The sequence below is a fragment of the Streptomyces phyllanthi genome, assembly GCF_009377205.1.
GTDB lineage: Bacteria > Actinomycetota > Actinomycetes > Streptomycetales > Streptomycetaceae > Streptomyces > Streptomyces phyllanthi.
This window is the reverse complement of sequence record NZ_VJZE01000326.1, coordinates 1-10,527: the sequence shown is the minus strand read 5'-3', so window position 1 is coordinate 10,527 and position 10,527 is coordinate 1. Positions and strand designations below refer to the sequence as shown.

Below are 10,527 nucleotides of genomic sequence, written 5' to 3'. Positions count from 1 at the left end.
TTCATAGTGTTTCGGTGGTCATAGCGTGAGGGAAACGCCCGGTTACATTCCGAACCCGGAAGCTAAGCCTTACAGCGCCGATGGTACTGCAGGGGGGACCCTGTGGGAGAGTAGGACACCGCCGAACTCCTTTTAGAGCTCTGGCTCTTGGGCATCATGCCCAAGAGCCAGAGCTTTTTTGCGTTGAGGTAAGGTCAGGGGGCATCGTTGGCTTGTTTCCCCCAGGAGGCCCCGGGTGGAGGTCCAGGAGACCCGGATCCAGACGGACCGAGTCCTCACCATCCCGAACATCCTCAGCATGGCGCGGCTCGTTGGTGTGCCCGTCTTCCTGTGGCTGATCCTCTGGCCGGAGTTCGGGGGGCCCAAGAGCGACGGCTGGGCGCTTCTGGTGCTGGCGCTCAGCGGTGTCAGCGACTATCTGGACGGCAAGCTGGCCCGGCGCTGGAACCAGGTCAGCAGCCTCGGCCGGCTTCTCGACCCAGCGGCTGATCGGCTCTACATCCTGTCGACTTTGGTCGGTCTCACATGGCGCGGGATTCTGCCGTTGTGGTTGACCGCTGCACTTCTGGTGCGCGATGCGGTTCTCCTGGTGATGGTGGGCATCCTCAGACGGTACGGCTATCCACCGCCGCAGGTGAACTTCCTCGGGAAGGCCGCTACCTTCAACTTGATGTACGCCTTCCCGTTGCTGTTGCTGAGTGACGGAAGTGGATGGATCCCGTCACTGGCTGCTATTTTCGGATGGGCGTTCGCTGGATGGGGTACAACGCTGTACTGGTGGGCAGGAGTCCTCTACGTAGTACAAGTCCGCCGCTTGGTCCGTGCGGACGCCATGGCCGATTGAGCTCGCCCGGATCGGGTGACCGTAGGGCCTGATGGCCCGCGTTGGAAAAGTGCGGGACAATCCGGACGGGTGAAGTCGGCTAGACCGTCGTCTCTTCTCAAGGAGGACGCTTCCGACATGAAGGCCGTCGTGATGGCCGGAGGCGAAGGCACGCGCCTTCGCCCCATGACCTCGAGCATGCCCAAGCCGCTCCTGCCGGTTGCCAACCGGCCGATCATGGAGCATGTGTTGCGGCTGCTCAAAAGGCATGGGCTCAACGAGACCGTTGTCACTGTCCAATTCCTGGCCTCACTGGTCAAGAACTACTTCGGTGATGGCGAAGAGCTCGGAATGGAGCTCACCTATGCCAATGAGGAGAAGCCACTCGGAACTGCCGGGAGCGTCAAAAACGCCGAGGAAGCACTGAAGGACGACGCTTTCCTCGTGATCTCCGGTGATGCTCTGACCGACTTCGACCTCACCGAGCTCATCAATTTCCACAAGGAAAAAGGTGCGCTGGTCACCGTTTGCCTGACACGTGTGCCGAATCCACTGGAATTCGGTATCACCATCGTGGACGACGAAGGTAAGGTCGAGCGTTTCCTGGAGAAACCCACCTGGGGCCAGGTCTTCTCGGACACGGTGAATACGGGCATCTACGTGATGGAGCCCGAAGTCTTCGACTACGTCGAGCCCGACGTCCCCGTCGACTGGTCCGGCGATGTCTTCCCTCAGCTGATGAAGGAGGGCAAGCCGATCTACGGCTATGTCGCCGAGGGGTACTGGGAGGACGTCGGCACGCACGAGAGCTATGTGAAGGCTCAGGCCGACGTTCTGGAGGGCAAGGTCGACGTCGAGCTCGACGGGTTCGAGCTCTCGCCCGGGGTCTGGATCGCCGAGGGTGCCGAGGTGCACCCGGACTCCGTACTGCGTGGCCCGCTGTACATCGGTGACTACGCCAAGGTCGAGGCCGGCGTCGAGATCCGTGAGCACACCGTCGTCGGTTCCAACGTCGTAGTGAAGAGCGGGGCCTTCCTGCACAAGGCCGTGGTGCACGACAACGTGTACATCGGGCAGCACAGCAATCTGCGCGGCTGTGTCGTCGGAAAGAACACCGACATCATGCGGGCAGCGCGGATCGAGGACGGTGCCGTCATCGGCGACGAGTGTCTCGTCGGTGAGGAATCGATTGTGCAGGGCAATGTGCGGGTCTACCCGTTCAAGACCATCGAGGCCGGTGCCTTCGTCAACACCTCGGTGATCTGGGAGTCCCGGGGACAGGCGCATCTGTTCGGTGCCCGCGGTGTGTCCGGCATCCTGAACGTGGAGATCACCCCGGAGTTGGCCGTACGACTCGCGGGGGCGTACGCGACGACGCTCAAGAAGGGATCCACGGTCACCACGGCCCGCGACCACTCCCGAGGCGCCCGGGCGCTGAAGAGGGCGGTCATCTCGGCGCTCCAGGCCAGCGCCATCGACGTACGCGACCTGGAGAACGTACCGCTTCCCGTGGCACGGCAGCAGACCGCGCGGGGCAGTGCCGGCGGGATCATGATCCGGACCACGCCCGGGGTGCCGGACTCCGTCGACATCATGTTCTTCGACGGACGGGGGGCCGACCTTTCCCAGGGGAGTCAGCGGAAGCTGGACCGTGTGTTCGCGCGGCAGGAGTACCGGCGGGCGTTCCCCGGAGAGATCGGTGACTTGCATTTCCCGGCCAGTGTCTTCGACTCGTACACCGGGTCGCTGCTGCGCAACGTCGACACCACCGGAATCTCCGAGTCGGGGCTGAAGGTCGTCGTCGACGCCTCCAACGGCAGTGCCGGGCTCGTACTGCCCAGCCTGCTCGGCAAACTCGGGGTCGACTCGCTGACCATCAATCCCGGGCTGAACGAGTCCCGGCCGACGGAGACCGCGGACATGCGGCGGTCCGGGCTGGTGCGGCTGGGCGAGATCGTGGCGTCCTCACGTGCCGCGTTCGGTGTGCGGTTCGACCCCGTCGGTGAGCGGCTCTCGCTCGTGGACGAGAAGGGGCGCATCGTCGAGGACGACCGGGCCCTGCTCGTGATGCTCGACCTGGTGGCCGCCGAGCGACGGAGCGGGCGGGTGGCGCTGCCGGTGACCACGACACGTATCGCCGAGCAGGTGGGGGCCTACCACGGGACGCAGGTGGAGTGGACGACCACCTCGCCCGACGATTTGACCCGGGTCGGCCGCGACGAATCGACGATCTTCGGCGGTGACGGGCGCGGCGGGTTCATCGTGCCGGAGTTCAGCAGCGTGTTCGACGGTACGGCGGCCTTCGTACGGCTCATCGGGCTGGTGGCCAGGACGCAGCTCACGCTCAGCCAGATCGACGCGCGGATCCCGCGAGCGCATGTCCTCAAGCGGGATCTCGCCACTCCGTGGGCCGTGAAGGGGCTCGTGATGCGGCGGGTCGTGGAAGCGGCCGGTGATCGCTTTGTCGACACGACCGACGGCGTACGGGTTGTGGAGACCGACGGGCGGTGGGTGATGGTGCTGCCCGACCCGGCCGAGGCCGTGACGCATCTGTGGGCAGAAGGACCCGACGACGCCTCCGCGCAGGCCCTTCTCGACGAGTGGTCGGCGGTCGTGGACAGCGCTGGTCGCTGAGCACGCGGGCGCGTGCCGGACAGGCGCCCTCAACGGGGCCTGTCCGGCACGTCGCTGGGGCCATTCGGAGGTAGCGGTCCCGACGTGCGACGATGTGCGGCATGTCCCAGCAGCCCCCCGTTCGGAGTACCCCCGCGCGACCCTCGCGCCCGGACGCGTCCATGTCGCTTCTCAACAACGTCATGGACCACAGCCTCGACGACGGGTACGCCGAGGCGGCTGCCCGGAAGCAGGCCGAGGGCACCAGCGGTATGCCCAAAACCGTACGGGCGAAGCTCGGACTCGCCGCGGGCTTGGTGCTCGCGGCCCTCGTGGTGACCCTGGGAGCGGCCCAGGCGCGCGTCGCGGCCCCGGCCATGGCCAAGGAGCGCGAGGAGCTCATCGACCGCATCGAGCGCGAGACAGCGGCCGCGGACGAGCTCGAAGGCACCGTCGACGAGCTGCGCGACGAGGTGAGCGCCCGGCAGCGTGAGGCACTCAGGGAGGACGGGGGAAGCGCGCACAGCGACCTCGTCGCCATCCTGGCAGGAGCCGTCGAAGTGCACGGCCCCGGAGTGCAGCTTGTCGTGGACGATGCCAAGGAAGCCGGCTCGGGCGGCGACGGCGACCCGCGCGAGACCTCCGGGTTCTCCGATACGGGGAGGGTCCGCGACCGCGATATGCAGCGGGTCGTCAACGGGCTGTGGCAGTCGGGTGCCGAGGCGATCTCGATCAACGGGCAGCGACTGACGGCCCTGTCCGCGATCCGGGCCGCGGGCGAAGCGATACTGGTCGACAACAAGCCGCTGGTGCCGCCGTACACCGTGCTTGCCGTGGGGGCCGGGAAGAAGCTGAGCACCAGGTTCCAGAACAGTCCCGACGGGCTGTATCTGGCCGCTCTCCAGGAGAACTACGGGATCCGGACCGCCATTTCCGTCGAGGGTGACGTCCGGGTGCCCGCCGCACCGAGTGTGATCGTACGAACCGCAGAACCGAGAACTGAGAAAGGCACATCGTGATCGCCGTACTGGGCCTCGTCGTGGGAGTCGTGGCCGGCCTGTTGGTCCGGCCCGAGGTTCCGGCAGTGGTCGAGCCGTATCTCCCCATCGCCGTCGTGGCGGCGCTCGACGCCGTGTTCGGAGGCCTGCGTGCGATGCTGGACGGCATCTTCGACGACAAGGTCTTCGTGGTGTCGTTCCTGTCCAACGTGGTCGTGGCCGCGCTGATCGTGTTCCTCGGCGACAAGCTGGGCGTCGGTGCCCAGCTGTCCACGGGTGTCGTGGTCGTCCTCGGTATCCGCATCTTCTCCAACGCTGCGGCGATCCGCCGGCACGTCTTCCGGGCGTGAGGCCGATGAGTGAGCACGACGAGACCCCCACGGCGAAGCTGCGCAAGGACGGCGGCCAGGACAGCAGCGGTCAGAACGGCAGCGGCCGGAAGGACAGTGCCGTCAGCCAGGAGGAGACGCCGACCACCCGTCTGCGCCGGGAACTCCCAGAAGAGATGCCCTCCCAGCGATCCCAGCCCTCGCAGTCCTCCGAGGCCACCGGACAGGCAGCACAGGAGCAGCAGCCCGCGCTGACCGGCCGCCAGCGGCTCGTCATGGGGCTGTGGCCGCCGCGTGTCACGCGCGCCCAACTCATCGTCGCCCTGCTGCTGTTCGGCCTCGGCTTCGGTCTGGCCGTGCAGGTCGCCTCCAACAGCGACAGCGACAGCGCCCTGCGCGGCGCACGTCAGGCAGATCTTGTCCGCATCCTCGATGAACTGGACGACCGTACTCAGCGTCTGGAAGAGGAGAAGCAAGGTCTCGAAGATCAGCGCACCGAGTTGGAGAACAGTTCGGACCAGGCCGAGGAGGCCCGCAGGCAGACGGTCGAGAAGGAGAGGCAACTCGGCATCCTCGCGGGCACGGTGGCGGCACAGGGACCCGGCATCACGCTGACGATCAACGACACGGAGGGGACGGTCGAGGCGGACATGTTGCTCGACGCGATCCAGGAGCTGCGCGCGGCGGGTGCGGAGGCGATCCAGGTGAACGGTGTACGGGTCGTCGCGGGCACCTACCTCGCAGACTCCGGCAACGGGATCAGCGTCGACGGGAACAAGATCACCCGGCCTTATCGTTTCAAGGTCATCGGCAAGCCGCAGGACCTGGAGCCCGCGCTGAACATCCCGGGAGGCGTGGTGCAGACACTGGAGAAGGAGCAGGCGATCGTGACCGTGGAGCGTGCGGACAAGATCGTTGTGGACGCCTTGCGAGCAGCGAAGCGGCCTGACTACGCTCGGTCGTCCTCCCAGTGAACGCGGGGTGCATGGCGGCCGTCCCGCAAGGGCATGACGTTGCGGGGGGTCGGCGCACCGAACGGGTGGTGCGTGATGGAAACTGTCTGGTGGATACGGACGTTGTAGGGATGTCCGGGTCGACCGATGTGGTCAATCAGGGTTCGTCCTGCCCCACGGGCGGGTCTGTTTCGGTCAAGGGGAATCGCCCGTGAAGTTGTTTGCGAAGTTGTTCGGCAAGAGCGCGCGAGAGGGCAGCGACAACGCTACCGCTCGTCATCGCGCACAGCCCGACGAAGAGGGCCAGCGCCCGCTGTTCCGGGACCAGGTCGGTGGTCCGGGCGGTGACATTTCCGGAGGTCAGGGCGCGCCGTCTGTTGACCCTGCCCAGTCCGGCCGCATAGGTTTCGGGGATCCGTCAACCTCAGGTACGGGTGGAGGTTTCGACTCCGGTCCGTACGCGTCCAATGCCCCGGCGGGGCAGCCGCGGCAGGAGGATCCGTCCATGTCGGCCCTGGTGTGTACGAGGTGCGGGAACCGCAACGCGGAGAACAGCCGCTTCTGCTCCAACTGCGGTGCGCCGCTGCGGGCCGGGGCGACCCCCGAGCGTCCGTCCGAGACGACCTCCACGATCTCCATCTCGGGTCTGGAGGCGTACGACTCCGAGACCACCGGCCAGACGGCGATGCCGGCGCTCTCTCCCGAGGCGCAGGCGGCCGTCGACGCGCTGCCGCTCGGCTCGGCGCTCCTGGTGGTGCGCCGGGGCCCCAACTCGGGCAGCCGCTTCCTGCTGGACAGCGACCTGACCACCGCGGGCCGCCATCCGCAGAGCGACATCTTCCTGGACGACGTGACCGTTTCCCGTCGGCACGTGGAGTTCCGCCGGGCACAGGACGGCAGCTTCACGGTCGCCGATGTCGGCAGCCTGAACGGCACGTACGTCAACCGGGAGCGGATCGACCAGGTCGCGCTGTCGAACGGTGACGAGGTGCAGATCGGCAAGTACCGGCTGGTCTTCTACGCGAGCCAGCGGGGCTACTGACCCTCCCCCCGGACGCCGTCCGGGGGGAACCCCAGGGAAGGCCCATGCTTCAAACACCGAGCGGTGGTGCCGGGAACGGCACCACCGCCACGGACAGCGGACTGATGAGCATCGGCACGGTGCTGAACGTGCTGCGCGACGAGTTCCCCGAGGTGACGATCTCCAAGATCCGTTTTCTGGAGGCCGAGGGACTGGTCGAGCCGCAGCGGACCCCCTCGGGGTACCGGAAGTTCAGCGCGGAGGACGTCGAGCGCCTCGGGCACGTGCTGAGAATGCAGCGGGACCACTATCTGCCGCTCAAGGTGATCCGGGAGCATCTGGACGCCATGGCGCGTGGCGAGCCGGTGCGGCTGCCGGCGCTGGGCCGCCCGCGCGACTCCGGGGACGCCGAGCATCGGCTCGATGAGCTCGGTGAGCTCTTCGGCGAGCCCGAGGAGCCGACGGTGGCCCGGCTGGGGCGTGCGGAGCTGCTGGCCGCCGCCGCGATCGACGAGGAGCAGCTGGCCGAGTGGGAGTCCTACGGGCTCGTCGCCGCGCTGCCGGACGGGTCGTACGACGCGGAAGCCGCTACCGTCGCCACCCTCCTGGTGGAACTCGGACGATTCGGCATCGAACCGCGGCACCTGAGGGCCATGAAGGCGGCCGCGGACCGGGAGGCAGGACTCGTCGACCAGGTGGTGGCCCCTTTGAGGCGCCACCGCAATCCGCAGACGAGGGCCCACGCGGAGGCTCGAACGAAAGAGCTGGCGGGGCTCACGGTGAGGCTGCACGCGGCGCTGGTGCAGACCGCGCTCCGGGTCCGGCTGCCCTGAGACCTCCTGGTTACGCGCCTCCGGCCACAGGCGGCGGCCTTGTATCCGGACGACTCTCGCCCCGCTGATCGGGGCGTGGACGGTGTGGTCGGAGGCCGGTCCGGCTCGCCAATCCCTGTTCGACTACCCAAAGGTCCCGCGCACGGCCTAGGGTTGCTGTGTGAACGAGCTCGATGTCGTAGGTGTCCGGGTCGAAATGCCCTCCAACCAGCCGATCGTGCTCCTGCGTGAAGTGGGAGGCGATCGTTACCTCCCCATCTGGATCGGGCCGGGGGAGGCCACGGCGATCGCTTTCGCCCAGCAGGGCATGGCTCCCGCGCGACCGCTGACCCACGACCTGTTCAAGGACGTGCTGGAGGCCGTCGGCCAGGAGCTCACGGAAGTGCGCATCACGGATTTGCGTGAGGGCGTCTTCTACGCGGAGCTGGTGTTCGCCAGCGGGGTCGAGGTGAGCGCCCGCCCGTCCGACGCCATAGCACTCGCCCTGCGCACCGGGACGCCGATCTACGGCAGTGACGGTGTGCTCGACGACGCGGGCATCGCCATCCCGGACGAGCAGGAGGACGAGGTGGAGAAGTTCCGCGAGTTCCTCGACCAGATCTCGCCCGAGGATTTCGGCACGAGTAACCAGTGAGGCCGACCCAACGCCCGACCCGCACGTCGGGGGAGTGGCGCGCTCGTGGTGGGGTGTGTTCCCGGTGGCAGCGCGGCTTGATGCGGCTGGACGCTAGTGCATTCGGCTAGCCTTTCCCCGCGGGAGGGCACGGGAAACCACTCTTTGGGTGATTATCACTCGGCGTGGCGAGTGTGGCGATCGTTGACGCACCCCTGGCGACTGCCTACCGTCGAGAAGGCAGGTCAAGGACGGAGGTCGGCGTGAGAAGCAGCGGCGACGGTACGGCTGAGGGCGCCCGCGGACGCAGTCCGGGGCAGAGCGGCCCGTACCCGCTCCACGGCAACACGGCCGGTCACTTCCCGCACCTGCCGACGGCGACGCCGGTCGGCGCGGCGGCGGCATCCGAGGCGGCCGAGGCATCCGAACAGATCGGTTACCGAGGCCCCACCGCGTGCGCGGCCGCGGGCATCACCTACCGGCAGCTCGACTACTGGGCCCGCACCGGGCTCGTCGAACCGAGCGTGCGACCGGCCTACGGCTCCGGCACCCAGCGGTTGTACAGCTTCCGGGACGTCGTGGTCCTGAAGATCGTCAAGCGGTTCCTGGACACCGGTGTGTCGCTGCAGAACATCCGTACCGCGGTGCGGCACCTCAGGGAGACCGGGTTCCGGGACCTGGAGCGGATGACCCTGATGAGCGACGGTGCGACCGTCTACGAGTGCACGTCTCCCGACGAGGTCCACGCGCTGCTCCAGGGCGGCCAGGGCATCTTCGGGATCGCCGTGGGCGTGGTGTGGCGTGACGTGGAGAGCGCGCTGTCGCAGCTGCACGGGGAGCGGGTCGACACGGGCGAGACGCTCGTCGGACACAACCCCGCGGACGAGCTGGCGCGCAGGCGGAACCGGGCGGTCTGAGGCACACGGCCCGGATCTGGTCCGCCGAGACGCCGTGCGCACGGCCCGCACCGTCCCATTGTCAGTGGCGTAGGGCAGCATCAGAGACGTGAGAACCACGCCCACGATCCTGCATCTCGACATGGATGCCTTCTTCGCCTCGGCGGAGCAGGCGTCCAAGCCGAGTCTGCGTGGGAAGGCCGTCGTCGTGGGCGGGCTCGGGCCGCGCGGGGTGGTCGCCACCGCCTCGTACGAGGCGCGGGTCTTCGGGGTGCACTCGGCGATGCCCATGGCACAGGCCCGGCGGCTCGCGCCGAACGCCGCGTATCTCGTGCCCCGGTTCGCCTTCTACCGATCGATCAGCGAGCAGGTCATGGGGCTGCTGCGCGCTCTGTCGCCGCTGGTGGAGCCGCTGAGCCTGGACGAGGCGTTCGTGGATCTGGAGGCGGGCGGAGCGGCCTGGGACGCGGAATCGGCGCGGCTCACCGGGACGAAGCTGCGCGCGGGCATACGAGCGGTGACGGGGCTGACCGGGTCCGTGGGGCTCGCCACGACCAAGATGCTCGCGAAGATCGCCTCCGAGCAGGCCAAGCCCGACGGGCTCGTGCTCATCGAGCCGGGAACCGAGCGGGCGCTGCTCGGGCCGATGTCGGTGCGGATCCTTCCCGGGGTGGGACCGGCCACCGGTGACCACCTGAGACGGGGCGGGATCACCACCGTGGAGGAGATCGCGGAGGCGGGTGAGGACGAGCTCGTGCGGCTGGTGGGGAAGGCGCACGGGCACTCCCTGTACGCCATGGCGCTGGCGCGCGACGAACGGCCCGTGGTGGCCGAGCGGGACACGAAGTCGGTGTCGGTGGAGGACACGTACGACGTCGACATCCACGATCGCGTGCGGGTCCGTATGGAAGTGCAGCGGCTCGCCGACCGGTGTGTGCGGCGACTGCGCGGGGCGCGGCTGTCCGGGCGGACCATCGTCCTGAAGGTGCGCCGGTACGACTTCTCCACGCTGACCCGGTCCGAGACGCTGCGCGGGCCCACGGACGACCCCGCGGTGGTGCGGGAGGCCGCGGGACGGTTGCTGGAGGCCGTGGACACCACGGGCGGTGTGCGACTCCTGGGGGTGGGCGTCAGCGGCCTCGCGGACTACACGCAGGAGGACCTGTTCGCGCAGGCGGCGGGAGAGGCCCTCCCCCTCGATGACGAGGAAGCGGCGGAGGAGACCGGCCCCGAGGAGGCCGCGCCCGCCGAGCGGCGGTGGCCGGCCGGGCACGACGTACGGCATGCCGAGTACGGGCACGGGTGGGTGCAGGGCAGCGGGCTCGGGCGTGTCACGGTGCGTTTCGAGACGCCCGGTTCCGCGCCCGGCCGCGTGCGTACCTTCCGTACCGGCGACCCGGCCCTGGAGCCGGCGGACCCGCTGCCGCTCTTACCGGGCGGGCCGGGGG

Annotated in this window: 10 protein-coding genes and 1 rRNA gene; all 11 read left to right on the top strand. The window is 68.2% G+C overall.

Annotated features, from left to right (window positions below; all coding sequences use genetic code 11):
• Nucleotides 1-10 precede the first annotated feature (10 nt).
• Nucleotides 11-127, top strand: a 5S ribosomal RNA gene (gene rrf, locus FNH04_RS32540).
• A 108-nt stretch (nucleotides 128-235) separates the two neighbouring features.
• A complete protein-coding gene (locus FNH04_RS32535; RefSeq protein WP_322724479.1) occupies nucleotides 236-844 on the top strand; it encodes a CDP-alcohol phosphatidyltransferase family protein in 609 nt (202 codons plus the stop codon).
• Between the two features lie 117 nt (nucleotides 845-961).
• On the top strand, nucleotides 962-3,457 hold the full coding sequence (locus FNH04_RS32530; RefSeq protein WP_152789453.1) for a mannose-1-phosphate guanyltransferase: 2,496 nt from the start codon (nucleotides 962-964) through the stop codon (nucleotides 3,455-3,457).
• 92 nt (nucleotides 3,458-3,549) lie between these two features.
• Nucleotides 3,550-4,455, top strand: a complete 906-nt coding sequence (locus tag FNH04_RS32525) for a DUF881 domain-containing protein (protein WP_152789449.1) — start codon at nucleotides 3,550-3,552, stop codon at nucleotides 4,453-4,455.
• Nucleotides 4,452-4,784: a small basic family protein gene (locus FNH04_RS32520; protein WP_003988855.1), complete on the top strand. Its 333-nt coding sequence runs from the start codon at nucleotides 4,452-4,454 to the stop codon at nucleotides 4,782-4,784. The genes FNH04_RS32525 and FNH04_RS32520 overlap by 4 nt, the downstream gene beginning before the upstream one ends.
• 155 nt (nucleotides 4,785-4,939) lie before the next feature.
• Nucleotides 4,940-5,737, top strand: a complete 798-nt coding sequence (locus FNH04_RS32515) for a DUF881 domain-containing protein (RefSeq protein WP_386575747.1) — start codon at nucleotides 4,940-4,942, stop codon at nucleotides 5,735-5,737.
• Nucleotides 5,738-5,927: 190 nt separating this feature from the next.
• The gene (locus tag FNH04_RS32510; protein WP_322724477.1) at nucleotides 5,928-6,758 is read left to right on the top strand and encodes an FHA domain-containing protein; all 831 of its coding nucleotides are present in this window, start codon (nucleotides 5,928-5,930) and stop codon (nucleotides 6,756-6,758) included.
• Between the two features lie 44 nt (nucleotides 6,759-6,802).
• Entirely contained in the window at nucleotides 6,803-7,570 is a 768-nt protein-coding gene (gene ftsR / locus FNH04_RS32505; RefSeq protein ID WP_152789446.1) for a transcriptional regulator FtsR, read from the top strand.
• Between the two features lie 160 nt (nucleotides 7,571-7,730).
• Nucleotides 7,731-8,204: a bifunctional nuclease family protein gene (locus tag FNH04_RS32500; protein ID WP_067026588.1), complete on the top strand. Its 474-nt coding sequence runs from the start codon at nucleotides 7,731-7,733 to the stop codon at nucleotides 8,202-8,204.
• A gap of 242 nt (nucleotides 8,205-8,446) precedes the next feature.
• Complete coding sequence (locus FNH04_RS32495) at nucleotides 8,447-9,100, top strand: MerR family transcriptional regulator (RefSeq protein WP_322724474.1); 654 nt, start codon at nucleotides 8,447-8,449, stop codon at nucleotides 9,098-9,100.
• Between the two features lie 88 nt (nucleotides 9,101-9,188).
• A partial coding sequence (locus tag FNH04_RS32490; protein WP_322724472.1) for a DNA polymerase IV occupies nucleotides 9,189-10,527 on the top strand: 1,339 nt, incomplete at its 3' end.

What these genes read in the sequence shown, in the direction of transcription:
- FNH04_RS32530 (WP_152789453.1), top strand. Translation starts at nt 962, where the DNA reads ATGAAGGCCGTCGTGATGGCCGGAGGCGAAGGCACGCGCCTTCGCCCC.
- FNH04_RS32525 (WP_152789449.1), top strand. Translation starts at nt 3,550, where the DNA reads ATGTGCGGCATGTCCCAGCAGCCCCCCGTTCGGAGTACCCCCGCGCGA.
- FNH04_RS32515 (WP_386575747.1), top strand. Translation starts at nt 4,940, where the DNA reads ATGCCCTCCCAGCGATCCCAGCCCTCGCAGTCCTCCGAGGCCACCGGA.
- ftsR (WP_152789446.1), top strand. Translation starts at nt 6,803, where the DNA reads ATGCTTCAAACACCGAGCGGTGGTGCCGGGAACGGCACCACCGCCACG.